Source organism: Amycolatopsis mongoliensis (genome assembly GCF_030285665.1).
Taxonomy (GTDB): domain Bacteria; phylum Actinomycetota; class Actinomycetes; order Mycobacteriales; family Pseudonocardiaceae; genus Amycolatopsis; species Amycolatopsis mongoliensis.
The window spans coordinates 1,280,371-1,304,299 of the sequence record NZ_CP127295.1; the positions used below are offsets into that span (position 1 = coordinate 1,280,371).

General features: G+C 71.3%; 26 protein-coding genes. 11 read left to right on the forward strand and 15 right to left on the reverse strand.

Features of this window, described 5'->3' with window-relative positions; genetic code table 11:
* Positions 1 to 151 precede the first annotated feature (151 nt).
* A complete protein-coding gene (locus QRX60_RS05905) occupies positions 152 to 1,348 on the reverse strand; it encodes an acyl-CoA dehydrogenase family protein (protein ID WP_285999781.1) in 1,197 nt (398 codons plus the stop codon).
* Positions 1,349 to 1,480: 132 nt separating this feature from the next.
* Between QRX60_RS05905 and QRX60_RS05910 the strand changes: the two genes are divergently transcribed.
* The gene (locus QRX60_RS05910; protein WP_285999782.1) at positions 1,481 to 1,807 is read left to right on the forward strand and encodes a DUF4190 domain-containing protein; all 327 of its coding nucleotides are present in this window, start codon (positions 1,481 to 1,483) and stop codon (positions 1,805 to 1,807) included.
* A 41-nt stretch (positions 1,808 to 1,848) separates the two neighbouring features.
* The gene (locus tag QRX60_RS05915) at positions 1,849 to 2,481 is read left to right on the forward strand and encodes a DUF4190 domain-containing protein (protein WP_285999783.1); all 633 of its coding nucleotides are present in this window, start codon (positions 1,849 to 1,851) and stop codon (positions 2,479 to 2,481) included.
* Here QRX60_RS05915 and QRX60_RS05920 read toward each other — a convergent pair.
* Positions 2,478 to 3,356, reverse strand: coding sequence for a slipin family protein (locus tag QRX60_RS05920; protein WP_285999784.1), 879 nt, complete (start codon positions 3,354 to 3,356; stop codon positions 2,478 to 2,480). The two genes, QRX60_RS05915 and QRX60_RS05920, sit on opposite strands and share 4 nt — an antisense overlap.
* Before the next feature lie 94 nt (positions 3,357 to 3,450).
* On the opposite strand from QRX60_RS05920, the gene QRX60_RS05925 reads away from it, so the two are divergent.
* Genes QRX60_RS05925 through QRX60_RS05940 form a run of 4 tightly spaced genes read left to right on the forward strand, consistent with a single transcriptional unit; the run spans position 3,451 to position 7,326 of the window.
* On the forward strand, positions 3,451 to 4,359 hold the full coding sequence (locus QRX60_RS05925) for an aminoglycoside phosphotransferase family protein (RefSeq protein ID WP_285999785.1): 909 nt from the start codon (positions 3,451 to 3,453) through the stop codon (positions 4,357 to 4,359).
* Between the two features lie 10 nt (positions 4,360 to 4,369).
* Positions 4,370 to 5,668, forward strand: coding sequence for a magnesium transporter MgtE N-terminal domain-containing protein (locus QRX60_RS05930; RefSeq protein ID WP_285999786.1), 1,299 nt, complete (start codon positions 4,370 to 4,372; stop codon positions 5,666 to 5,668).
* A complete protein-coding gene (locus tag QRX60_RS05935; RefSeq protein WP_285999787.1) occupies positions 5,661 to 6,170 on the forward strand; it encodes a DUF1003 domain-containing protein in 510 nt (169 codons plus the stop codon). The genes QRX60_RS05930 and QRX60_RS05935 overlap by 8 nt, the downstream gene beginning before the upstream one ends.
* 10 nt (positions 6,171 to 6,180) lie before the next feature.
* Positions 6,181 to 7,326 (forward strand): Mrp/NBP35 family ATP-binding protein, encoded by a 1,146-nt coding sequence (locus tag QRX60_RS05940; RefSeq protein WP_285999788.1) that lies wholly within the window; start codon positions 6,181 to 6,183, stop codon positions 7,324 to 7,326.
* A 6-nt stretch (positions 7,327 to 7,332) separates the two neighbouring features.
* On the opposite strand, the gene QRX60_RS05945 is transcribed toward QRX60_RS05940, so the two are convergent.
* The 5 genes from QRX60_RS05945 to sigE form a co-directional block, all read right to left on the reverse strand.
* Positions 7,333 to 8,391 (reverse strand): hypothetical protein, encoded by a 1,059-nt coding sequence (locus QRX60_RS05945; RefSeq protein ID WP_285999789.1) that lies wholly within the window; start codon positions 8,389 to 8,391, stop codon positions 7,333 to 7,335.
* 513 nt (positions 8,392 to 8,904) lie between these two features.
* Positions 8,905 to 9,348 carry a Sec-independent protein translocase protein TatB gene (gene tatB, locus QRX60_RS05950; protein WP_285999790.1) on the reverse strand — a complete coding sequence of 148 codons (444 nt, stop codon included), beginning with the start codon at positions 9,346 to 9,348 and terminating at the stop codon, positions 8,905 to 8,907.
* 76 nt (positions 9,349 to 9,424) lie between these two features.
* Entirely contained in the window at positions 9,425 to 10,942 is a 1,518-nt protein-coding gene (locus QRX60_RS05955; RefSeq protein WP_285999791.1) for a trypsin-like peptidase domain-containing protein, read from the reverse strand.
* Between the two features lie 760 nt (positions 10,943 to 11,702).
* Positions 11,703 to 12,356, reverse strand: coding sequence for an anti-sigma factor family protein (locus QRX60_RS05960; RefSeq protein WP_285999792.1), 654 nt, complete (start codon positions 12,354 to 12,356; stop codon positions 11,703 to 11,705).
* Positions 12,353 to 12,967, reverse strand: coding sequence for an RNA polymerase sigma factor SigE (gene sigE / locus QRX60_RS05965; RefSeq protein ID WP_408630211.1), 615 nt, complete (start codon positions 12,965 to 12,967; stop codon positions 12,353 to 12,355). The genes QRX60_RS05960 and sigE overlap by 4 nt, the downstream gene beginning before the upstream one ends.
* A gap of 191 nt (positions 12,968 to 13,158) precedes the next feature.
* On the opposite strand from sigE, the gene QRX60_RS05970 reads away from it, so the two are divergent.
* The gene (locus QRX60_RS05970; protein ID WP_285999793.1) at positions 13,159 to 13,803 is read left to right on the forward strand and encodes an O-methyltransferase; all 645 of its coding nucleotides are present in this window, start codon (positions 13,159 to 13,161) and stop codon (positions 13,801 to 13,803) included.
* Between the two features lies 1 nt (position 13,804).
* Here the strand turns inward: QRX60_RS05970 and QRX60_RS05975 are convergent, their stop codons facing one another.
* Positions 13,805 to 14,989: an MFS transporter gene (locus tag QRX60_RS05975; protein WP_285999794.1), complete on the reverse strand. Its 1,185-nt coding sequence runs from the start codon at positions 14,987 to 14,989 to the stop codon at positions 13,805 to 13,807.
* A gap of 62 nt (positions 14,990 to 15,051) precedes the next feature.
* Here QRX60_RS05975 and QRX60_RS05980 point away from each other — a divergent pair, with 62 nt between their 5' ends.
* Positions 15,052 to 15,954 (forward strand): LysR family transcriptional regulator, encoded by a 903-nt coding sequence (locus tag QRX60_RS05980; RefSeq protein ID WP_285999795.1) that lies wholly within the window; start codon positions 15,052 to 15,054, stop codon positions 15,952 to 15,954.
* A gap of 570 nt (positions 15,955 to 16,524) precedes the next feature.
* On the opposite strand, the gene QRX60_RS05985 is transcribed toward QRX60_RS05980, so the two are convergent.
* Both QRX60_RS05985 and QRX60_RS05990 read right to left on the reverse strand, forming a co-directional pair.
* Positions 16,525 to 17,985, reverse strand: coding sequence for a leucyl aminopeptidase family protein (locus QRX60_RS05985; protein WP_285999796.1), 1,461 nt, complete (start codon positions 17,983 to 17,985; stop codon positions 16,525 to 16,527).
* A gap of 90 nt (positions 17,986 to 18,075) precedes the next feature.
* Positions 18,076 to 18,243, reverse strand: coding sequence for a DUF3117 domain-containing protein (locus QRX60_RS05990; protein ID WP_013222969.1), 168 nt, complete (start codon positions 18,241 to 18,243; stop codon positions 18,076 to 18,078).
* Between the two features lie 197 nt (positions 18,244 to 18,440).
* On the opposite strand from QRX60_RS05990, the gene QRX60_RS05995 reads away from it, so the two are divergent.
* The gene (locus tag QRX60_RS05995) at positions 18,441 to 19,235 is read left to right on the forward strand and encodes an enoyl-CoA hydratase-related protein (protein ID WP_285999797.1); all 795 of its coding nucleotides are present in this window, start codon (positions 18,441 to 18,443) and stop codon (positions 19,233 to 19,235) included.
* An 86-nt stretch (positions 19,236 to 19,321) separates the two neighbouring features.
* Here QRX60_RS05995 and QRX60_RS06000 read toward each other — a convergent pair whose 3' ends face one another.
* The 5 genes from QRX60_RS06000 to QRX60_RS06020 are packed head-to-tail and all read right to left on the reverse strand — an operon-like array spanning position 19,322 to position 21,635.
* Complete coding sequence (locus QRX60_RS06000) at positions 19,322 to 19,885, reverse strand: DNA-3-methyladenine glycosylase I (protein WP_285999798.1); 564 nt, start codon at positions 19,883 to 19,885, stop codon at positions 19,322 to 19,324.
* Positions 19,878 to 20,336, reverse strand: a complete 459-nt coding sequence (locus QRX60_RS06005; protein ID WP_285999799.1) for an SRPBCC family protein — start codon at positions 20,334 to 20,336, stop codon at positions 19,878 to 19,880. Before QRX60_RS06005 ends, QRX60_RS06000 begins: the two co-directional genes overlap by 8 nt.
* Positions 20,333 to 20,656 (reverse strand): DivIVA domain-containing protein, encoded by a 324-nt coding sequence (locus QRX60_RS06010; protein ID WP_285999800.1) that lies wholly within the window; start codon positions 20,654 to 20,656, stop codon positions 20,333 to 20,335. The genes QRX60_RS06005 and QRX60_RS06010 overlap by 4 nt, the downstream gene beginning before the upstream one ends.
* Positions 20,653 to 21,321 (reverse strand): permease prefix domain 1-containing protein, encoded by a 669-nt coding sequence (locus tag QRX60_RS06015; RefSeq protein ID WP_285999801.1) that lies wholly within the window; start codon positions 21,319 to 21,321, stop codon positions 20,653 to 20,655. The genes QRX60_RS06010 and QRX60_RS06015 overlap by 4 nt, the downstream gene beginning before the upstream one ends.
* On the reverse strand, positions 21,318 to 21,635 hold the full coding sequence (locus QRX60_RS06020; RefSeq protein ID WP_285999802.1) for a helix-turn-helix transcriptional regulator: 318 nt from the start codon (positions 21,633 to 21,635) through the stop codon (positions 21,318 to 21,320). The genes QRX60_RS06015 and QRX60_RS06020 overlap by 4 nt, the downstream gene beginning before the upstream one ends.
* Positions 21,636 to 21,775: 140 nt before the next feature.
* Between QRX60_RS06020 and QRX60_RS06025 the strand changes: the two genes are divergently transcribed.
* On the forward strand, positions 21,776 to 22,936 hold the full coding sequence (locus tag QRX60_RS06025) for a cytochrome ubiquinol oxidase subunit I (protein WP_285999803.1): 1,161 nt from the start codon (positions 21,776 to 21,778) through the stop codon (positions 22,934 to 22,936).
* A 3-nt stretch (positions 22,937 to 22,939) separates the two neighbouring features.
* A complete protein-coding gene (cydB, locus tag QRX60_RS06030; RefSeq protein WP_285999804.1) occupies positions 22,940 to 23,926 on the forward strand; it encodes a cytochrome d ubiquinol oxidase subunit II in 987 nt (328 codons plus the stop codon).
* The last annotated feature ends 3 nt before the right edge of the window (positions 23,927 to 23,929 follow it).

Below are 23,929 nucleotides of genomic sequence, written 5' to 3' on the forward strand. Positions count from 1 at the left end.
GTCCATCTTGTCAAGAACGCCCGGACCGTGCGAGCCGCTTACCCCGAAAGGCCGGAAGCACCACCATGTCGACAAGTCGCTTCGCACTTTCCCTGATTAAGTTACGTCCGCGGGGCCTCCAGACGCATCTTTCTCGACGAAAGTGGCGACCTCAGGAGCGGGACTTGTACTCGCGCAGCAGGCCGCGGCTGATGATGGTCTTCTGGATCTCGCTCGTGCCCTCGCCGATCAGCAGGAACGGCGCCTCGCGCATCAGGCGCTCGATCTCGTACTCCTTCGAGTACCCGTAGCCGCCGTGGATGCGGAACGAGTCCTGCGTGACCTCCGCGCAGTACTCCGACGCGATCAGCTTCGCCATGCCCGCCTCGACGTCGTTGCGCTCGCCCGAGTCCTTCAGCCGGGCCGCGTTCACCATCATCAGGTGGGCCGCCTCGACCTTGGTCGCCATCTCGGCCAGCTTGAACGCCACCGCCTGGTGCTCGGCGATCGCCTTGCCGAACGTCTTGCGCTGCTGGGCGTACTCCACCGCCAGCTCGAACGCCCGGATCGCGATGCCGCACGCCCGCGCCGCGACGTTCACGCGGCCGACCTCGACACCGTCCATCATGTACGCGAAGCCCTTGCCCGGCGCTTCGCCCAGCACCATGTCCGCGCCGATCCGGTAGCCGTCGAAGACCGCTTCCGTGGTGTCGACGCCCTTGTAGCCCATCTTGTCGATCTTGCCGGGGATGGTCAGGCCGGGCGCCACCTCGCCGAAGCCCTCGGGCTTCTCGACGAGGAACGTCGTCAGGTTCTGGTGGGCCTTCTCCGCGCCTTCGTCGGTCTTGACGAGCAACGCGATCAGGTTCGACGACCCGCCGTTGGTCAGCCACATCTTCGAGCCGTCGATGACGTACCCGTCGCCCTCACGCTTCGCGCGGGTCTTGATCGCCGCGACGTCCGAGCCGAGGTCCGGCTCCGACATCGAGAACGAGCCGCGCACCTCGCCGGTGGCCATCCGCGGCAGGAAGTGCTGCTTCTGCGCCTCCGTGCCGTGGCGGGAGATCATGTGCGCCACGATGAAGTGGGTGTTGATCACGCCGGACACGCTCATCCAGCCCCGCGCGATCTCCTCGACGACCAGCGCGTAGGTCAGCAGCGACTCGCCGAGCCCGCCGTACTCCTCCGGGATGGTGAGCCCGAACAGGCCCATCTCCTTCATGCCCTCGACGATGTCGGTGGGGTAGGTGTCGGCGTGCTCGAGCTCCTGCGCGTGCGGGATGACCTCCTTGTCCACGAACTGGCGGACGGTCGCGAGGATCTCCGACTGCACGTCGGTGAGGCCGGCAGTCTGGGCGAGACGGGCCATCACGGCTCCCTTTCCTTTTGCGACGCCGGCTCCCGGCGCTGGGTTACCGGTGAGTATGACCCGAATCCCCCAGCCCTGCTATGAGGGCGCTCACGATCCGCGTCGTAGAGTCCCGCGCGGAGGAAGCCGATCTTGAGCCACCCGTACGACCCGGACGACCCCTTCGGCAGGCGGTCCCCGTCCGGCGGTCTCCCGCCGGACCCCGGCGGGCCGCCTGGTCCGGGGCTCGCGGCCGGGGCACTGCTCTGCTCGGTCGCCGGCGGCCTGGTGTGCCTGCCGGCGGGCATCGCGGGCGTCGTCATGGGCCACGCCGCCCACCGCCGGGCCAGGCGCGGCGAAGCGGCCGGGCGGGGCGTCGCGATCGCCGCGATCGCCGTGGGCTACCTCGGGATCGGGCTGAACACCGTCGCGCTCGTGCTGCTGTTCCGGCTCGGCGCCGCGCACGGGCTCCTCCGCTGACCGGCTAAGTTGGGGTCCAGCACGCACCGAGGGGACCCGCCATGACCGACCCGTCCGGGGACAAGGACCGTCCGGCCGATCCGACCGTGTCGTACGACCCGCCGCCCACCGCGGAGCCGGCGCCGTACGCACCGGAGAACTACGACCCGCCGGCGGGTGACACGACGGTCACCGACACGACGGTCACCGACACCACGATCGCCGACGCCCCGGCCACCGCGGACCAGCCCGCCCCGGAGCCGCCCGGACAGCTGCCGCCCGGCGCGTTCGAGGCTCCCGCCGCCCACATCCCCGGCACGCCGTACGTCGCGCCGGGCCAGCCGCAACCGACGTACGCGTACCAGTACCAGCAGCCGTACGCACAGCCGTACGGCCGGCCGTACGGCGGCCCGGCGCCCTACGTCCAGCCGCCGTACGTCCCGGTCGCGCCCCGGCCGGACAACGCACTGGCGATCGGCGCGCTGGTCTGCTCGATCCTCGGCTTCTGCTCCGGCATCACCGCGATCGCCGGGCTGGTCATGGGCCACATCGCGCTGAGCAAGACCAACCGCGGCGAAGCGGGCAGCCGCGGCATGGCCACGGCCGCGGTGATCGTGGGCTACGTCGTGATCGCGCTGTGGACCGGGTTCTTCACCACCTTGATCGTCCTCGGCGCGAACGGCCAGCTGAGCTAGTCGGCGGGCAGCACCGCGTCACCGGGGCTGCGCGGCGACGGCGTCGCGTGGCCGTTGTCCTCCGGCTTGGCCTCCACGGCTTCGGGCTCGGGAGCGCGCGCGCTTTCGTTCGCGGGCACCCCGTGCCGCGTGTTCGAGTCGAGGAAGCGCAGCAGCTCCACCGGGAACGGCAGCACCAGGGTCGAGTTCTTCTCGGCGGAGACCTGCACGACCGTCTCCAGCAGCCGCAGCTGCAGGGCCGCCGGGGTGTCGGCCATCGTCGCGGCCGCCTTGGCGAGCTTGTGCGACGCCTGCAGCTCACCGTCGGCGGAGATGACGCGCGCGCGCCGTTCCCGCTCCGCCTCGGCCTGCCGCGACATCGAACGCTTCATCGCCTCGGGCAGCGCGACGTCCTTGATCTCGACGCGGTCGATGTGGATGCCCCAGTCCAGCGCCGGGCTGTCGATCATCAGCTCCAGGCCCTCGTTGAGGCGCTCGCGGTTGGAGAGCAGGTCGTCGAGGTCGCTCTTGCCGATGATCGAGCGCAGCGACGTCTGCGCGACCTGGCCGACCGCCGACCGGTAGTCCTGGACGTTGACCGCCGCGACGACCGGGTCGATGACCTTGAAGTAGACGACCGCGTCGACCCGGACGGTGACGTTGTCGCGGGTGATGCCGTCCTGGGCGGGCACCGGCATGGTCACGATCTGCATGTTGACCTTCTGCAGCCGGTCCACGAACGGCACCAGCATCGCCAGGCCGGGTTCCCGGACCTGCGGCCGGACGCGCCCGAACCGGAAGACGAGCCCGCGCTCGTACTGCTTCACCACGCGCACGCTGGCCGCGAACCAGGCACCACCCGCGACGACGACGGCGCTGAGAATCTCCATCACCATGGCAGCTCCCGGGGTTGCGTTTCCCCTGAAAACCCAGCGTACGCCCGTGTCGACCAGGGCGGAACGCACTGGACGGGCCCAGCAGACTGGGGAGGTGAACGATCTCCGCGTCCCGCCGCTGTTCGCCGACCGGGCACCACGGGTGCTCGGCCCGGAGGCCGCCGCCTGGGTGGCCGCCCTGCCGGACCTGGCCGCCGCGTACGCCCGGAAGTGGGGCCTGACGTTCGAGGGCGAAGCGATGCACGGCTACGTCGGCGTGGTGCAGCCCGCCCGGCTCGCCGACGGCACGCCGGTGGTGCTGAAACTCGGCTGGCGGGACGAGGAGTCCGCCGACGAGCCCCTCGCACTGTCCACATGGGCCGGTCGGGGTGCGGTGCTGCTGCTGGAATCCGCCCCCGGCGACGGCGTCCTGCTGCTCGAACGGCTCGACGCCTGGCGCACGCTCGACGACCTTCCGCTGCGGGACGCCGTCCCCCGCCTCGGCGAGCTGGCCCGGCGCCTCGCCGTGCCCGCACCGCCGTCGTTGCGGCGCCACCTGCGCACCGAGGCCGCGAAACTGGCCGAAGAGCTGCCCCGGCGGTGGGCCGCGCTCGGCGAGCCGTTCGAGCGGCGGCTCGTCGACGACGCCGTCGCGATCTGCCGCGAGCTCGGGCCGTCCGCCGGCGGGCTGCTGGTGAACGAGGACCTGCACTTCCAGAACGTCCTGGCCGGCAGCCGGGAGCCGTGGCTGGTCATCGACCCGAAGCCGCTGGCCGGTGACCTCGAGTGGGGCGTCATCCCGGTGTTCTGGAACCGCTTCGCCGAGTCCACACTGGACGAACGGTTCGCGCTGGTCGTCGCGTCGCACCAGCTCGACGCCGGGAAGGCGCGGGCGTGGACCCTCGTGCGCGCGGTGCAGAACTGGCTTTGGATGCTCGAAGACCTCGAAGAGTTCGAAGCGGACAGCGACGACCCGGCGTTCGTCACAGTGCCGGAAATCGCTCTGTGGGCAGCCGACCGATAGTGTCAGCGGCATGGCCGCGGTCAACAGGGTTTTCGCTGCTCAGCTGTCCGGGTTGCCGGTGTTCGGACCGGACGGCGAGTCCATCGGCCGGGTCCGCGACCTGGTCGCCGGACTGCGCCTGGACGCGCAGCCACCGCGGATCCTCGGCCTGGTCGTCGAGCTGACCACGCGACGGCGGGTGTTCGTGCCGATGCTGCGCGTCACCTCGATCGAACCGAGCGCCGTGACACTCGCCACCGGCTCGGTCAACATGCGCCAGTTCACCCAGCGGCCCAACGAGGTCCTGGTCCTCGGCCAGCTGCTCGACGCGCACGCGACGCTGGCCGGGTCCGACACGCGGATCACCGTCGTCGACGCCGGGATGGAGCCGACCCGCACCCGCGACTGGGTGCTGGCGAAGCTCGCCATCCGCGAGCGGCGCGTCGGGCTGGGACGGCGCCGGTCGGCCATGCAGGTGCTGCGGTGGGAGGAGGTCGCCGGGCTGGGGCTCGCCGACCTGGCGAAGCAGCCGCAGGGCGCGGGCCAGCTGCTCATGCTGTTCGACACGATGCGCTCGGTCGACGTCGCCGCGACCGTCCGCGACCTGCCGCTCAAGCGCCGGCACGAGGTCGCCGACGCGATGGACGACGAGCGCCTCGCCGACGTCCTCGAGGAGCTGCCGGACGACGACCAGAAGGAGCTGCTGTCCTACCTCGCCGAGGAGCGCGCGGCCGACATCCTCGAGGCGATGAACCCCGACGACGCCGCCGACCTGCTCGCCGAGCTCGCCCCCGCGGAGCAGAGCCGGCTGCTGGAGCTGATGGAGCCGGAGGAGTCCGCGCCGGTCAAGCGGCTGCTGGCCTACTCGTCCGACACCGCGGGCGGCCTGATGACCCCGGAGCCGGTGGTGCTCACGCCCGACACGACGATCGCCGAGGCGCTGGCCCACATCCGCAACGCCGAGCTGCCGCCCGCGCTGGCCAGCATGGTGTTCGTCTGCCGGCCGCCGACCGCGACGCCGACCGGACGCTTCGTCGGCGTCGTGCACTTCCAGCGGCTGCTGCGCGAGCCGCCGGCGGAGCTCGTGGCGAGCGCCGTCGACACCGGCCTGGCGGCCCTGCGGCCCAACGCGACGCTGGCCGAGGTCACGCGCTACTTCGCCGCCTACAACCTGACCTGCGGGCCGGTCGTCGACACCGAAGACCACCTGCTCGGCGCGGTCACCGTGGACGACGTCCTCGACCACCTGCTGCCCGAGAACTGGCGCGAGACCGGCCTGCACGACACCACCGGCGAAACCGGCGAACACCTGGAGGCGGACCGTGCCTGAACTGACGTCCGGACGGCGGCTGGACCAGCCGCGCAGCCAGAGCCGGTTCAAGCTGAACATCGACCCGGACACCTTCGGCAGGCTCACCGAGCGCGTCGCCCGGTTCCTCGGCACCGGGAAGTACCTGTTCTGGCAGACGCTGCTGGTGTTCGTCTGGATCCTGCTGAACCTCTTCGCGGTGTCGCTGCAGTGGGACCCGTATCCGTTCATCCTGCTCAACCTGGCCTTTTCGACGCAGGCGGCGTACGCGGCGCCGCTGATCCTGCTCGCGCAGAACCGGCAGGACGACCGCGACCGCGTCTCGCTGGACGAGGACCGCAACCGGGCCGCGCAGACGAAGGCCGACACGGAGTACCTGGCCAGGGAGCTGGCGGCGCTGCGGCTGGCGGTCGGCGAAGTCGCGACGCGGGACTACCTGCGCGGCGAGCTGGACCGGCTGCGGGAGGACCTCGACGTCCAGCCGCGGAAGGCCAAGCCCAACCGCACTCCTACCGGGTCGTAACATCGACGGGGTGACCACCACTCAGCAGCTCCCCAGCGTCGACGACGTCCGCAGCGCGCTGAAGAGCGTGCAAGATCCCGAGATCCACAAACCCATCACGGACCTGGGGATGGTGAAGGACGTCGTCGTCGGCGAAGACGGTGTCGTCACGGTCGGGATCTACCTGACGGTGGCGGGCTGCCCGCTGAAGGCGACACTGACCAACGACACCCGCGAGGCCGTCGCGAAGCTCCCGGGCGTCGTCGACGTGCAGGTCGAGCTGGACGTCATGAGTGACGAACAGCGCTCCGAGCTGCGGAAGTCGCTGCGCGGGGACGCCGCGGAGCCGGTCATCCCGTTCGCGCAGCCGGGCTCGATGACCCGGGTGTACTGCGTGGCGTCGGGCAAGGGCGGCGTCGGCAAGTCGTCGGTCACGGTCAACCTGGCCGCGGCGATGGCCGAGCGGGGCCTGTCGGTGGGTGTCGTCGACGCCGACATCTACGGCCACTCGATCCCCCGCATGCTGGGCACGCGCGAGAAGCCGACCAAGGTCGACACGATGATCATGCCGCCGCAGGCGCACGGCGTGAAGGTGATCTCGATCGGCATGTTCACCCCGGGCAACACGCCGGTGGTGTGGCGCGGGCCGATGCTGCACCGCGCGCTGCAGCAGTTCCTGGCCGACGTCTTCTGGGGCGACCTGGACATCCTGCTGCTGGACCTGCCGCCGGGCACCGGCGACATCGCGATCTCGGTGGCCCAGCTGATCCCGAACGCGGAGATCCTGGTGGTCACGACGCCGCAGCAGGCCGCGGCGGAGGTGGCCGAGCGGGCCGGCGCGATCGCGCTGCAGACGCGCCAGCGCGTCGCCGGGGTCATCGAGAACATGTCGTGGCTGGAGCAGGAGGACGGCTCCCGCCTGGAGATCTTCGGCTCGGGCGGCGGGCAGACGGTGGCCGACTCGCTGACGAAGTCGATCGGCTCCGAGGTGCCGCTGCTGGGCCAGGTGCCGCTGGACCCGCGGCTGCGCGAGCAGGGCGACGAGGGGACGCCGCTGGTGCTGACCGCCCCGGACGCGCCGGCGTCGGTGGTGCTGCGGGAGACGGCGAAGAAGCTGACGGTCCGGGCCCGCGGCCTGGCCGGGATGATGCTGAACGTCACCCCGGCCGGCCGCTGAGCCTGCCTAGGAGCAGCGCCAGACGTACGCGGTCGAGTGCTGCGTGGCGGAGTCGTAGCGGTAGCCGCCCGCGGTGCCGTCATCGCCGATGACCACCGGCAGGTCGGCCTTGGGGTCACCGAACTTCGCGACGAAGGTGCCCTGGTCCCAGACGCCGTAGCCGGTGCCGGCCGCGTCGTTGCCGCCGTTCGCTTCGTCGACGCGGCCGGTGATCAGGCCGTTCGCGTTGATCGAGAAGCCCGGGTTGCCGTTGGAGAGGTTGTAGCTGGACTTCGGCAGGACGTGGGCCGCGTGCTGCTGGTCCCAGTAGACGCCGACCTTCTTGCCGTTGTAGACGCCGTAGCCGACGACGCGGCCGTTCTTGATGGCCTCGGGAAAGGCGTTTTCGAGGCCCGGCAGGGTGCCGAGGTGGGTCAGTGTCCCGTCACGCCAGATGTCCCGGCTGTTCAGCAGGATCGCGCCGTCCGTGTCGACCGCGGCGAGGCCGACGCCCGACGGCAAGCCGGTCAGGAGCGTCACGGTGCCCGGCTGGCCGGCGGGCCAGCGGACCGCGGTCTGGCCGGAGCCGTTCTGCTTGCGCACGACGCCGATGACGTCGCCGGAGTCCGTGATGCCGACGGCGGCCGAGCGCGTGTAGCCCGCGGGAAGCTGGCTCGACGTCGGGAAGGGCAGGGCCACGAGCGTGCCGCCGGCGCTCTTGAACGCCTTCTCGAAGGAAAAGCCGGACCCGAAGAGCGAGTAGCTCGCGGTCCCGGCGACGGCGCCAGAGCGGTTCTCGGCGGTCACGGCGGCGCCGTAGGTCCCGGCCGTGCCGAGGTCGGTGAACGTCTCGCCGGTCCAGGAAGCGGCGCGGCGGGTCTCGCCGAACTCGTCGGTCGGCAGTGTCCAGCCAGCGAAGTTGCCGTGGTCGTCGGTGGTGGTCACGCTCGCGCTGACGGAGGTGCCGGCGCCGAGGGCGGTGGGCTTCCAGGTGCACGCGGCGGCTTCGGTTGTGGCTTCGGCCACCTGGCCGGTTCCGAGCAGGCCGGCCGCGAGCAGGGCACAGCCCAGCGATCTGAGTTTCATCTTTCTCCCCTTCGTGTGCGGACGGCGGACGGCCGCCCCCACTCGAACGTAGGAGGGAAACGATCTTCTGCTCAGGGCCGTGCGCGGGGACTAGGGAAATCCCCGGAAACCGTGCGCAAACGGGTGTTCGTGCCGATTTCGTCCACAGTGGACCAGGTCAGGTGGCATCCGGGTCGATCGGCTCAAGCGGCTCCGGCTACTTGGCCCGGCCGGCCACGTAGCCGTTCGAGCCGCTCGTCCCGTTGCCGGGACTGAGTGCGCCAGCTGATACAGGAGGCGGCACGAACGATGTCGCCGAACTCGTCTGTCGTGAGCGCCCAGCCGAGCGCCCCGACTCTCAACTTCCGCTCGTTTGTCGGGCCGCAACCGGCCCCGCCCCCAAAGCAGCCCCCGCCCTCTCCGGGGGTCCGGCCCCGCATCCATTTTATCGGGGGCAGCACACGGAAAACCCTAAATGCCTCGGAAACGGCCGACTTGTCCACATTGCGGCCGGACTGGGGAAAACCGCCGACGCTACGTGGCGTCCGGGTCGATCGGCGGGCGCTCCCCCGGCTTCAGCGGCTCCGGCTGCTTGGCCTGGCCGGCCAGATAGCCGTTCGAGCCGTTGGTCCCATTCGTCCCATTGGAACCGTTGGTACCGCCCAGGTTCGGGCTGCCGTTGGTGATGCCCTTGAGGCCGAGCGGGTCCGCGTCGCCGTCGAAGAGGTGCTGCGTCACCACCCGCTTCGGGTCGAAGTTGCGCAGCCCGCGCAGGTCTTCGAGGGGTTTGCGGAGCTGGTCGAACTCCGGGCCCATCTCCTCGCGGAGCTGTTCCCGCGCCCCGGTCGCGAAGTCGCGGACCTTCTTCACGCTCTTCGCCATCCAGGACGCCGCTTCGGGAAGCCGTTCCGGGCCGAGGATGAAGAGACCGGCGATGATGAGGACGAGGATTTCCCCCCATCCGACACTGTCGAACACCGTCTACCTCCGCTCGGAACCTACCCGGCCAGGGTACCCGCCCCGGCCCGCCCTCCGGCAGGCCGAACGCGGGAACTCAGTCGGAAGCCAGGGTTACGTCGACGACGAAGCTCGCGCCGTCCCGGACCAGCTGTACCGGGACGACCTGGCCGACGTCGTGGGCGCGCACCGCGACCGTCATCTCGGCGGAGTCGCGCACCAGGCGGCCGCCGATCTTCGTGATGACGTCGCCCTCCTTGATGCCGGCGTTCGCGGCCGGGCCGCCCGGCGCGACGTTCTTCACCTGGGCGCCCATGGTGGAGGAGCCGGCGACGGTCGAGGAAGCGTTGATGCCGATGTCGGCGTGCTGGACCTTGCCGTCCTTGATCAGCGCCTTCGCGATCTTGACCGCGTAGTCGCTGGGGATGGCGAAGCCGATGCCGATGCTGCCGCCGTCCGCGCCGGAGGAGCGGATCGACGAGTTGATCCCGACGAGCGCGCCGGTGGAGTCGACGAGCGCGCCGCCCGAGTTGCCGTGGTTGATGGCGGCGTCGGTCTGGATGGCTTCGTAGGTGACCGGCGGGGCGCCGTTGTCGCCGCCCGCGGTGATCGGGCGGTTCAGGGCGCTGACGATGCCGGCGGTCACGGAGTTCTGCAGCGCGAGCGGCGAGCCGATGGCCATCACGGTGTCGCCGACCTGCAGGTCCGAGGACTTGCCGATCTGCAGGACGGTCGGGTTGGTGACGTTGACCTTGACGACGGCGAGGTCGGTCTTCTGGTCGGAGCCGACGAGCTTGGCCTCGGTGCGGGTGCCGTCGATGAAGATGGCGGTGACCTTGACGCCCGGGTCGGCGCTCGCGGAGGAGATCACGTGCTCGTTGGTGAGGATGTAGCCCTGCGGGTCGATCATGACGCCGGAGCCCTGCTCACCGGAATCGGCGCCGGGCTTGAAGACCTCGAGCGAGACGACGGCGGGCGCGACGCGCTTGGCGATCTCGGCGACCGAGCCGGCGGGGCGCTCCTTGGCGGCTTCGGCTTCGGAGATGGTGGCGGAGCCGGTGAGCTCGCTCCCGGTGTCGGCAACCCACCAGCCGACCAGTCCGCCGATGGCTCCGACGAGCAGCGCGACGACCCCGAGCAGGGCGAGCGCCTTCGGCTGCACGCGACGGCCGAAGAGCACCTCGGGCAGGCTGAGCAGCGCGCCGGGCGGGCGTTTGGCGGGCTTTTCGTCGTCTTCGGCGGGCATCGCCGGACCGGCGAGGACGGCACCGGCGCCCGGATCACGCCAGGGGTCGCTGGTGCTGTTCCACAGGGGCGGCTCGGCTTCTTTCGGCTCCCCGGTGGCCTCACGCGGCCGTTCGAGCAGCACACCTTCGGCCCCGGGCGGCCGCCGGAAGGCCTCGGCGAGCGACTCGGGAGCAGGCGGCGCGAGCCGGACCCCGTTGGTCTTCTGAGGGGAGTAGAGCTGGTCGAACGCCCCGTCGACCCCACTGGGCCTGCCGAACACGGCGGCCTGCGCCGGATCGACGGCCGGCCGCGCGAGGGGCCGCGGCCCCAGCCGCTCGCCATCGCGCGCGCCGGGCTGCTCGGGATTCACGTTCGGCTCGGTCATCATTCCCCGGTGCAGAAGATCAGGTGGCTGGGCGTGACGATACCCAAGCCCAGTGCTCCGAGTCTGCCGGTACGTCAGTGAAATGGCTGTTGCTTGGGCGCGGTTGTCCCCAGGGCCGGGGCAATGTGGACGAACGGCGGCCTCGGCAGCCGATCAGGCGTTTCCGTCGGCGGGCGGCGATAGACTGGAGCCGGGATCGCCCCCCTGGGACGGGTGGGGGCTGCTTTCGGGGCTGGGCCGGCGCGCTGCTCTGGGAGCTTGGTCGCGCTGTCGAAGTGTCATGAATGAGTCATTCACCTCGTCCGAGGACGTGAATGAGTCATTCACGTCGTTCGGGCCGCCGCTGACCGTGCGAGCCAACCGCAGCGCCTCGACCTCGCCGCGCTCGGAGCGGGGGGTTCCGGGCCGGCTGAGCCGCTGGGCGCCGGCGCGCCGTTTGAGAAGCGTGACCGCGCCGCCGAAGTGTCGTGAATGACTCATTCACCTCGTCCGACGACGTGAATGAGTCATTCACGTCATTCGGGCCGCCGTCGATCGCGAGCCTGCCGCGCCTCCCCCAGCTGCGTCCCGAACCTGCCACGGCATGAAGGAACAGCTTCGGGCCGCCTTCCGAGCCCGAAGCCCGCCATCAGCAATCACCTGAAGCTTCGAGCTCAGGGAACGGCCTCCGGCGCCGGCGTGAGGCCCAGCCGGAAGACAGGCGCCGGCATGATGAAGGCCGCCACGAGGAATCCCTCATGGCGGCCTTCGCGGGAAACAAGTCTCAGCGAATACCCGCCGGCACCGCGGCCGGTGTCTTGCTCGCCGGGGTCGAGGTAGGCACCGCCTGCTGCGGCACCGCCATCTGGGCCGGCAGCAGGTTCGCCTGCTGCGGGGCTCCGCCGCCGGTCTCCGGGGTGCCGTCTCCGCTGTCCGCCGACGTCCCGACCAGCGCCAACGCACTCAGCACCAGCCCGGACACCACCACACCGGCACCCTGGGCCGCGCGGCGCTTCAACCTACCGCCGCCGAGGACGTGGGGGGACTGCCCCAGCGGCGCCGATGATCCCAACGGCGCGACGCCACCCAGGACGCCCGTGTCCCGCAGCCCCGCGACCCGGTCCGGGCGCTGGACGGCGACCAGCTGGCCGTCGGCCGTGATGGCCAGGTTGTCCGGCGCGCTCGGGAGGTCCGTGTGCTCCGGGATCGACTGCAGGCTCGCCAGGAACCCCGCCGACATCGACGGCGCCCCCGCGCGGCGGATCGCGTCCACCGTCTGGCGCTGGGCGCGCACTTCGGCGGCGCACGCCGCGCAGCGCGTGATGTGCGACGCCGCGCGATCGCGGGCGCCGTGCGAGAGCTCCCCGTCGACGAACGCCACCACGGCGTCCGGCAGCAGGTGCGACTCGGGGAGTCCCCAGCCTCGGGGTGCGGTCATACCGACACCTTCGCAGACTGCGGGGCGTGATCGCGCCGGCGCTCGAGCGAGGCGCGCAGCGCTTGGCGCCCGCGGTGGATCCGGCTGCGGACGGTGCCCAGCTTGACACCGAGCGTCGCGCCGATCTCCTCGTACGAGAGCCCTTCGACGTCACACAGCACCACCGCGGCGCGGAACTCCGGCGGCAGCTCGTCGAGCGCCGCCTGCAGGTCCGGGTCCAGGTGGGTGTCCGAGTAGACCTGCTCGGGGCTCGGGTCGTCGCCCACGATGCGGTCGGTGTCCTCCGGCAGGCCTTCCATCCGCACGCGCGAGCGGCGGCGGGCCATGTCCAGGAAGAGGTTGGTGGTGATCCGGTGCAGCCAGCCTTCGAACGTGCCCGGCTTGTAGGACGCCAGCGAGCGGAAGACGCGGATGAAGGTCTCCTGCGTGAGGTCCTCGGCGTCGTGCGCGTTGCCGGTCAGGCGGTAGGCGAGCCGGTAGACCCGGTCGCCGTGCTCGCGGACGACCTCGTCCCAGGACGGTGGCGTCCAAGCTGCCTCGTCCAGGGACACGGGCTGAGCCGCGTCGACGTCCGTATCGGCGTTCTGCATCGCGGGAGCAGGCACCTCCATCTGCGTTTCTCCTGTCTGCTCCACCCAACGCGGGCTGTCGCCACGGTGTTCCCCGTGTGCTCGGATTTCAGTCTCTCCGGGCTCCTTATGGTTCTAGTGAGACTGGACTGAGAGCAGCCTGAGAACTTCTCCCCGGGTGCTTACCAGGGAGCCTGCGCGGATTTATCGACAACCAACGCTAACCTCCGTGCGTGAACACGCCCATCCCTGCGGCCGCACCGGCCGACTCCGGGTTCGTCGACGGGTACCTGCCCGACGACGAGGTGCTGTCTTCGGCGCGCGCACGGGCCGACGACCTGGGCTGCAGCTCGCTGAGCGCGGGGGCGGGCGCGACCTTGCGCTTCCTGGCCGCGACGCTGTGCGCGAAGGCCGTCGTCGAGGTCGGCACCGGCGCCGGGGTGAGCGGGCTGAGCCTGCTGCGCGGCATGGCGCCCGACGGCATCCTGACCTCGATCGACGTCGAGCCCGAGTACCAGCGGGCGGCTCGCGTCACGTTCCGCGAGGCCGGCTACGCGCCGGGCCGGACGCGGCTGATCGTCGGGCGGGCCCTGGACGTGCTCCAGCGGCTCACCCCCGGCGGCTACGACCTGGTGTTCGTCGACTCCGCGCACATCGAGTACCCCGGCTGCTACGAGCTGGGCGTGTCGCTGCTGCGGCGCGGCGGGATCATCGCGTTCCACAACGTGCTGGCCGGCGGCCGCGTGATCGACCCGTCCCACCGGGACCCGGAGACCCTCGCCCTGCGCGAAGTGGCACGGGCGTTCCGCGAGGACGAACGCCTGGTCCCGGCCCTGTTGCCGGTCGGTGGCGGACTGCTGGTCGCCGCGGCGATCTGAGTCAGCCCGGCACGAGCTCGCGCCGCTCCACGCGGACCTGCGTCCCGGCGGCCACCACGGCCGCCGCCAGCAGGAGCCACACCGCGACCACCGCGATCAGCCACGGCCAGCCCGCGTGCCCGTAGACCCACGCGCCCGCCGCGCCGCCGACGCTGCTGCCCAGGTAGTACGTCGCCGTGTACGTGCCACCCACCTGGCCGCGCGCGTTCTCGGGGGCGTCGGCCGCCGCCCAGCCGTTCGCGACCGCGTGCGCGGCGAAGAACGCGCAGGTCAGCACCAGGAATCCGGCGATGACCAGCGGCAACGAATCGGGCAGCGTCAGCGCCGCGCCGACGGCCGTGAGCAGCAGCGCGCCGATCAGCGCACGACGGCGGCCGACGCGCGCCACCAGCCGGCCGGCCGCGGCGGACGACACCGAACCGGTCGCGTAGGCCAGGAAGACCAGCGAAGCGATCGCCGGCGACAGGTGCAGCGGGTCACCGGTCAGCCGGAACCCGGCCGCGTTGTAGAGCGCGACGAACGAACCCATCGCGAGCAGCGCAACGGCGTACTGCGCGAGCAGCACCGGCTTGCTCAACGCCGTGACCAGCCCGCGGGCGACGGCGCGAAGCTGGGCGTCGCCGCGCGGGCGCGTGCCCGGCGGCAGCGTCACGACGGTGATCGCCGAGCAGATCGCGCCCACTCCCGCGACGACGAACAGCGCGCCGCGCCAGCCGAGCGGCCCGGCGGTGAACCCGCTGGACAGCCTGCCGAGCATGCCGCCGATCGTGTTGCCCGCGATCATCGCGCCCACGGCGGCGGCGACGCCCGCGCGGCCGAGGCGTTCGGCCAGGTAGGCGGCCGCGACGCCGGGGAAGCCCGCGATGGCGACGCCCTGGAGAGCGCGCAGGACGAGCAGCGCCGGGTACGTCGGCATCAGCGGCAGCAGCAGCCCGAAGACGACGGACGCGAGCACCGACGTCAGGATCACCGGGCGCCGGCCGACCACCTCGGACAGCGCGGCGATCGGCAGGACGGCGATGGCGAGCGCGCCGGTCGCGACGCTGACCGCGAGCGCCGCGCCGCCGGGGTCGAGGTGGTACTGCGCGGCGAGCTGCGGCAGCACCGGCTGCGGCGCGTAGAGCAGGGCGAAGGAGGAGATCCCGGCCGCGGCGACGGCGATCTTGACTCGGCGCGTGGAAGTCACCCCCTGAAAGTAAGCAGAGCTAACCAATACGTCTAATGCACTGCTCTGGAATGATTGATGCGATGACGTATGACTCGCTGTCGGCCCAGGTGGCACCGCACCTGCCGCTGCTCGCCGCCCTGCGCGAGACGAGGAACGTCACACGCGCGGCCGAGCTGCTGGGCGTGCCGCAGCCGACGGTGAGCCGCCGGCTCGCGGCGCTGGCCGACGCGCTGGGGGCGCCGCTGACGGTCCCGGACGGCCGCGGCATCCGCCTGACGCGCGCGGCGGAGCTGCTGGCGGAAGCGGCCGAGCGCGGCCTGGCGGCGGTGGAAACCGGCGTCCGGCTGGCGCGCGAGGAGGTGGCGCCGGAGTCGGGGCACGTCGTGCTGGGCTTCCTGCACCTGCTCGGGCGGTCACTGGTGCCTTCGCTGCTGCGCGGGCACCGGGCGCGGTACCCGGGGGTGCGGTTCACGCTGGTCCAGGGCTCGCGGCAGGAGATGATCGACCGGCTGGTGAACGGCGAACTGGACCTGGCCCTGCTGGCCCCGCTCCCCGCGGCGCCTGCGCTGGCCACGGCGGGCTTGGTGGAGGAGGAGATCCTGCTGTCGGTCCCGGCGGGCCACCCCCTGGCGGGCCGCGAGTCGGTGCGGATGGCGGAGCTGGCCGACGAGGAGTTCGTGCTGCTGGAGCAGGGCTACGGCGTGCGGACACTGACGGACGAGCTCTGTGCGGCGGCCGGGTTTTCGCCCCGGATCGCGTTCGAGGGGCAGGAATCGGACACGGTGCGGGGGTTGGTGGCAGCGGGGCTCGGGGTGGCGCTGCTGCCGCGGTTCGGCCCGGGCAGCCCGGCGGGAGTGGCGGAGGTACCGCTGGAACCGAGGCCTTACCGGACGATCGGGTTGGCTTGGCGGACGGACGAGCCGATGACCCCGGCGGTGACGGGCTTCCGCGACCACGTGCTGACGACTGCGGCCCAGGGCTGAGCCGCTGAGGCCGCCGCGCCCGAGCCCGGCTCCGAATCGGTGCGGTGGTGGCCACGCGAACGTCGTGAATGACTCATTCATGTCCTCGGACGAGGTGAATGAGTCATTCACGACGCCTCGACGCCTTCGAACGGCACCCCGAGCATCGCCCAAGCTAAGAGCCCACCGCCGGACAGCCCCCGCCCGTTCCTGGCCGAGGAGGAGATGGGTGGGGGGGCGTGTCTTGGGCGGCCCGGAGGTGTTCCCGATGACGTGAATGACTCATTCACGTCGTCAGATGACAGGAATGAGTCATTCACGACATCCACGACCGAGCCCCTCGACCCGCCGACGCCGAGATCCGACCTTGTCGACCCCTTGCCCCGGAAGGGCAGAGTGCATCGGCAACAGTCGTCGGGTGAGGTGAACGAGCCGTTCATGACATCGCCGCGGCAGCCCAAGCCCAGAGCCCGCCGCCGGACAGCCCCCGCCCGTCCCTGGGGGGCGTCCCCGCTCCAGTCTATCGGCCCCCACCGACAGGACCGGCCACGAACGGCAGGTTGTCCACAGCCCGCCCGAGCTGGGGAAAACTCAGAGCGAAGCCGCCAGCTCCACCAAAGTCCGAGCCGCGAAGCCCGTCGCTCCGGGGACGACGTCGTCGTAGTTCTTCTCCGATCGCGCCGGCCCCGCGATGTCCAGGTGCGCCCACGGCAACCCCGCCGTGAACTCACGCAGGAACAGCGCCGCCGTGATGCCGCCCGGGCCCGCCGGGGTCTGGCGGACGTCGCCGAACTCGCCGCGGACGTTCTCCGCGTAGTCCTCCACCAGCGGCATGCGCCACCACGCCTCGCCCACGCGCTCGCCCGCCGAGCGGACCAGCGAAGCCACCGAATCCTCCGAAGCGAACAACCCGCCCGTCCGCAGCCCCAGGGACACCTTCATCGCGCCGGTCAACGTCGCCGCGTCCACGACCAGGTCCGGGGCGAAGCGGCGGATCCCGTACGCCAGCGCGTCCGCCAGGACCATCCGGCCCTCCGCGTCCGTGTTGCCGACCTCGGTCGTCTTGCCGCCGTAGTGCCGGACGATGTCGCCCGGCCGGTACGACGATCCCGACACGTGGTTCTCCGCCGCCGGCACCAGCGCCGTCACCCGTACCGGGAGACCCAGCGCCGCGATCCCGCGGATCGCCGCGATCACCGCCGCGCCGCCCGCCATGTCCGTGCGCATCAGGTGCATTCCGTCGGCCGGCTTGATCGACAGGCCGCCCGTGTCGAACGTGATGCCCTTGCCCACCAGCAGCAGGTGCTTCGCCGCCCCCGACGGCTTGTACGCCATCTCGATCAGCCGCGGCGGCCGCGCCGAACCGCCGCCGACCGCCAGGACGCCGCCGAAGCCCTGCGTCGCCAGCCACTTCTCGTCCCGCACCGTCACCTCGACGCGCGGACCCGCCACCCGGGCCGCGGTGTCCGCGAGCCAGGCCGGGGTCTTGATGTTGGACGGCGTGTTCGCGAGGTCGCGCGTCAGCGCCGTCGCCGCGGCCAGCACCGAAGCCCGCGAAACCAGCTCTGCATAGGCGTCGACGGCCCGGTCCTCGGCGACGAGCCGCACCGTCCGCACGGCCGGCTTCGGGTCCTCACCGGTCACCTTGAACCGGTAGCCGCCGAGCAGCAGCCCCAGCGCCAGCTCGGTGACGTGCTCGCCGGAAGCCTCTTCGGGCAGCACCAGCTGCACCGCGCGGAACGCCCGGCCGCCGTGCTCGACGTCGTCGGCCAGCGCCGCGTTCACCGCGCGGACCAGCGCCGCGCCCGCCTTCCGGTACTGCTTCGGCTCGCCGTCGCCCAGGCCCGCGACCCAGCGGGCTTCGTCGGCGGGGACCGTCTGCACGTCGCCCGCCTTGCCGGTGATCCGGACGCCGCCGATCTCCAGCGGCTCGGACTCGACGTCGTCGGCGGGAGCGGTCACCAGCCGGGCCGTCGGGGCGCCGCGGCGGAGGTCGCCCGCCACCTCGATGTCGAGCAGACTGGTCGGAACGGGGGGTAGCGGATTACGCACAGTGAGCAACCTTCGGGCGCAGAGGAACCGCGACCCCGGCCTCCGAAGGGAGACCGGGGTGCGACGGAAGGACGGTTCGAGGGGCTCGGCTCAGCCGGTGACCTCCGCCAGCGCGGCGCCGAGGTCCTTCGCTTCTTCCGCGGAGAGTTCGACGACGAGTCGCCCACCACCCTCGAGCGGTACGCGCATCACGAGGCCCCGCCCCTCCTTAGTCACTTCGAGGGGACCATCTCCGGTCCGGGGCTTCATGGCCGCCATAGCGTGCTCCCTCCGTCTCAACCGGCGCGCCCGGGTCGCGCTCGCGTGAAAGCCAGCCGGGTCTGGTGTCCATTGTCCCTCATCAGCGGCCGGGCGCATCAGCGGACCGATCTTTTGCCGCCGTATCGGTGCTGGTATGCGGCTCGCGCGGGGTGGAAGACTGTCGGACGACCGATGTTTCCGCGCAAGGAGAAGACGTGACCACATCCGACGTCCTGCTGACCGCCGACGCCGACGGGGTGCGCACCCTCACCCTCAACCGGCCGCAGGCGTACAACTCGCTGACCGTCGAGCTGAAGGAAGCACTGCTCGCGGCGCTGCGCGAGGCGGCGGACGACGAAGCCGTCCGCGCGGTCGTGCTGACCGGATCCGGCAAGGCGTTCTGCGCCGGCCAGGATTTGAAGGAGCACGTGGGACTGCTCCAGGCGGGTGACCCCGCCCCGCTACACACGGTGAAGGAGCACTACAACCCGATCGTCAAGGCGATCGTGGACATGCCGAAGCCGGTGATCGCCGCGATCAACGGCACCGCCGCCGGGGCGGGCGCGGCCTTCGCCTACGCCAGTGACCTGCGGATCGCCGCCGAGTCGTCGTCGTTCCTGATGGCCTTCGCCAACGTCGGGCTCGGCCCGGACTCAGGCGCGTCCTGGACGCTGCAGCGGCTGGTCGGCTACAGCCGCGCCGCCGAGCTGATGCTGCTGGCCCGGACCGTCGACGCGGCGGAGGCGCTGCGGCTCGGCCTGGTCGGCGAGGTCGTGCCGGACGAGGAGCTGCCGGCGCGTGCCCAGAAGGTCGCGGCGAAGCTCGCGGCCGGGCCGACCGTGGCCTACGCGAAGATCAAGGGCGTGCTCAACCTGGCCGCGCAGTCGACGTTCGACGAGGCGCTCGCCGCGGAGGACGCCGCCCAGACCGCGCTCGGCGCGACCGCCGACCACACCGAAGCCGTCGAGGCCTTCGTCGGCAAGCGCAAGCCCAACTTCCAGGGCAAGTAGGCAGTCTGCCGCAGCTCGTCGTGAGTGGCAATTAGGGTTCTAACCCGAATTACCACTCACGACAGCCGCAGCAGACCCGGAAACCGTCAGTTTGCGCGGAAGCAGCCCTTGACGTGGTCGTCGACCATGCCGGTGGCCTGCATCAGCGCGTAGCACGTCGTCGGCCCGAGGAACACGAAGCCGCGCTTCTTCAGCTCCTTGGCCATCGCCTTGGACTCGTCGGTGATCGCCGGAACGTCCGCCATCGACACAGGTCGCTTGTGCGAGGCGGGCGCGAACGACCACAGCAGGTCGTCCAGCGGCTCGTCCAGCGCCGCGATCGCCTTCGCGTTGGTGATCGCGGCCAGGATCTTCGCCCGGTTCCGCACGATCGACGCGTCCTGCATCAGCCGTTCGACGTCGGCGTCGCCGAACTTCGCCACCTTCACCGGCTTGAACTGCTTGAACGCCTTCCGGAAGCCCTCCCGCTTGCGCAGGATCGTGATCCACGACAGCCCGGACTGGAACGACTCGAGGCACAGCCGCTCGTACAGCTCGTCCTGCCCGTGGAGCGGCGTGCCCCACTCCTCGTCGTGGTAGTCCGCGTAGTCCGGGGTCGAATTGCCCCAGCTGCACCGCGCGACGCCGTCGGCGCCGAGAAGCTCACTCATCCCCACCCACCGAATAGTCCTCCGCGAACCGCGCGAACCGCCGCAGCGACTGGCGCACCCCCAGTGCGAACACCGGCCGCACCACCGGCCAGCCGAGCCGGCCCAGCGGCCCGAACGGCAGCCGCAGGTGCTCGGCCCAGACGAACGTCGAGCGCGTCGCGCCCTTCGGCACGACCTGGAACACGCCGGTTCCCTGCACGACGCTGCCGAGGTGGCGGACCCCGCACCGCACCGGCGGTTCCCAGCTGGTGATCTCCATCGTGTCGGTGAAGCCGATGCCGGCCACCCCGGTGAACGCCGCCAGCCGCGACCCGACGCTGCGGCCGTTGCCCTCGACGACCTCGACCTCCGTGCCGAGCATCCACTCGCCCTGACGCGTCCAGTCCGTCAGCGCCAGCCAGGTCGTCCCGGCCGGCGCGCGGACGTCGACCGAGAGCACCAGGTCCGTCACTGGGCGCCCTCGGGCGAGCTCTCCCGCTCGCGTTCGCGCTGCTCCAGCTCGGCGACCCGGGTGCGCAGCTCGTCGAGCTCGACGCCGAGGCGCCGCATCACCCAGTCCACTTCGGACATCTTGTAGCCGCGCAGCACCAGCTGGAAACGGACGTCCTGCAGGTCCTCGCCGGTGATGTCCTCGGCGGGCAGGCGCGTCGGCGAGCTGCCCGGCGGCAGCGGGGCGAGCTCCTCACCCCGGCCGAAGACCACGGCGGCGAGCAGGAACACCACGGCGGCCACCAGCAGCATGACTACGAGGTAGATCAGCGCGGTCGTCACGCGACGATCGTGGCATACCCGCCCCAGGATCGTCGCGCGAGCACGACGAGCCGCAGCGAAAGCAGCACCCAGGCGACCATCAGCAGGACGCACGGGACACTCAGGAACAGCCGCGAGACGTCGACGAACCCGGTCGCGGAGATCAGCAGCCCGACCGAGGCGAGGTTGACGCCGACGGCCAGGGCGATCAGCACCCCGCAGAACCGGGCGAGCCCGGCGCCGTCCAGCCGCCGGCTCAGCCAGCGGATGCCGAGCAGCGCGAGCACGCCGATCACCGGCACGACGAACACCGCGCCGTGGGCGGCGTGCGTGACGATCTTGTACCACTCGGGCGTCGGCGTGGAGAGCTTCGTCCACTCGCCGAAGGTGAGGATCCGCGCGTAGTCCCACGCGACCTGCATCGCCGGGACGCCGATGACGAGCTTCCACAGCGTCCGGACGCCGCTGAGCATGCCGAGCTCGGCCTGGTAGTCGCGGGCGACGACGGCCGCCGGGCCGAAGTCGGCGACCGCGCGGCGCTCGGCGTCCTCGTCGCTCCAGCCGCCCGCGCGGTAGGCGTCGGCGGCGTCGTGCAGGCCGTCGCGCGCCTCTTCCAGCAGGTCGGCCTTGAAGCGGCCGCAGCCGTGCAGCCTGCGGTCCAGATCCCCCAGGTACTCGTCGATCATGTGCCCAGCACTCCCCCGATGACCGTGGTGAACTCCCGCCACTCCGTGCGCTCGGCGGCCAGGGCCTGCTCGCCGGAGCGGGTGAGCCGGTAGGTGCGGCGCTTGCGGCCGGACACGACGTCCCATTCGCTGGCCAGCCAGCCGGCCCGCTCCAGCCGGCGCAGCGCCGGGTAGACGGTGCCGGTCGGCAGGTCGAGCGCGCCGTCGCTGCGCAGCTGGAGCGCCTCGATGATCGCGTAGCCGTGCAGTTTCCGGCCGTCGAGCACGGCCAGCAGCAACGCGTCGAGGTGCCCGCGCAAGGTGTCCGCCTTCATAGGTACGCAGTCTACGCATGCCCACCGGGGGAGGCTATTCCCGGACGCCGGGGGCAGCACCCGGGGATTTCCCCGAGATGACCCGGATCTCATGGATTTGACGGCTACATGTAGCCAGACTACGTATATAGTCGATCGGCATGGACGCACTCCCGGTCGCGAGACTCCAGTTCGCGACGACGACCTCGTTCCACTTCCTGTTCGTGCTGCTCACACTGGGGTTGGTCACGCTGGTGGCCGTGATGCAGACACGCTGGACGCTCGGCGGCAAGCCCGAGCTGCTGCGGATGACGCGCTTCTGGGGCCGGCTGTACGTGATCAATTACGCGCTGGGGATCGTCACCGGAATCGTGATGGAATTCCAGTTCGGGCTGACCTGGACCGGTCTCTCCGCATTCGCCGGAGACGTCTTCGGCGCGCCGCTGGCCATTGAAACGCTGGTCGCGTTCTTCCTCGAGTCGACCTTCCTCGGCCTGTGGATCTTCGGCTTCGGGCGGCTGAACAAGTGGCTGCACCTGACCTTGATCTGGCTGGTCACGCTGACCGCCTGCGCGTCGGCACTGTTCATCATGCTGGCCAACTCGTTCCTGCAGAACCCGGTCGGCAGCCGGCTCGAAGGTGGCACGCTGCACCTCGACGACTTCGGCGCGCTGTTCGGCAACCCCGCGCTCGCCGCGTCGCTGCCGCACGTCCTCAGCGCCGCGCTGGTGACCGGCGGGTTCTTCGTGGTCGGCGTCAGCGCGTACCACTTCCTCAAGCGCACCACCGAGGTCGAGTTCTTCCGCCGCTCGATGCGCATCGGCGTGCTCACCGCGCTCGCCGGCTCGATCCTCGTGATCAACCAGGGCTTCGCGCAGTTCGGCGAACTGAAGACGTACCAGCCGGACAAGCTGGGGGAAAGCGCGGTCGGTGCACCGCTCGGCGCGATGATCGGCCTCGGGTTCCTGATGTTCCTCTGCGCGATCCTCGGCACGCTGCTGCTGGTCCGGAACTGGATCACCAGGACCCGGTTCCTGCACTACCTGATGGTCGCGGCGATCCCGCTGCCGTTCCTCGCGGCGATCATGGGCTGGCTGGTGCGCGAACTCGGCCGCCAGCCGTGGCTGGTCTGGGGGAAGCTGCGCACCGCCGACGCGATCGCGGACGTCCCCGCCGGCCAGATCCTGTTCTCCTTCATCGCCTTCTCGCTGCTGTTCGCCGCGCTCGCGGTCGCCGACTGGGTGCTCATGGCGCGCGTCGCCAAGCGCGGCCCGGAACCGGCCGACGAGCCCGCCGAGCTGCCCGTCCTGAGCGGAGTCTGACCGATGGTGACCTTCTGGTGGTGCCTGCTCGGCCTGCTGACCTGCGGGTACTTCGCGCTGGCCGGCTACGACTACGGCGTCGGCATGCTGCTGCCCGCCTTCGACTCCGACGAGCGACGGCGCCGGCAGACCCTCGGCGCGCTCGGGCCGTTCTTCCTGGCCAACGAGGTGTGGCTGGTGGCCGCGGTCGGCCTGCTCTTCGGTGCGTTCCCGCACCTGGAGGGCAGGGTGTTCGCCGGCGCGTACGTCCTGGTCGTGACGCTGCTGCTCGGCCTGGTCACGTTCACGGCGTCGATGCAGCTGCGCAGCCGCCGCCCGGACGCCCGGCGCGGCGCCTGGACCGCGGGCATCGTCGGCGGCGCGCTGGTGACGGCGCTGTCGTGGGGCCTGTTCCTGGGCAACCTCGTGCTCGGCCTGCCCCTGGACGCCGACGGCTCGCCGTCCGGGGACGTGCTCGCGCTGTTCGACCCGTACGCGGTGCTGTGGGGGCTCGGGTTCGTCGCGTTGTTCTGCCTGCAGGGCGCGGCGTTCCTCGCCGTGCGCGCGCCGGCGGAGCTCACCGGCCGCGCGGTGCGGCTGGCACGGGCTTTCTCGGCGCCCGTGCTCGCCTTCCTCGCGATCGCCACGGGGTGGGGGTTCTTCGCCCTGGACGGCGGCACGGTTCTCGGTGCCGGCGTGGTCGTGCTGACCTTCGCCGCTTTCGCCGTCTTCCGGCTGGGGCTGGCGGCCCGGCGGTACCGGGTGGCGCTCGTCGGGTCGATGGTGCTTTCGGCGTGCCCGGCGCTGCTCGCCGGCACGCTGCGGTTCCCTTCGGTGCTCGTCTCGCCGGGGTACGCGCTGACCGTCGGGCAGGCGGCGACCGCGTCCGGGACGTTCACGGTGCTGGGCTGGTTCGCCGTGCCGGCGGTGCTCCTGCTGCTGGTGGTGCAGTGGCTGACCTGGCGCGCGCACCGGCGTCCCCTCGACCAGCGTTCGCTGCTGCACTTCTAGGAG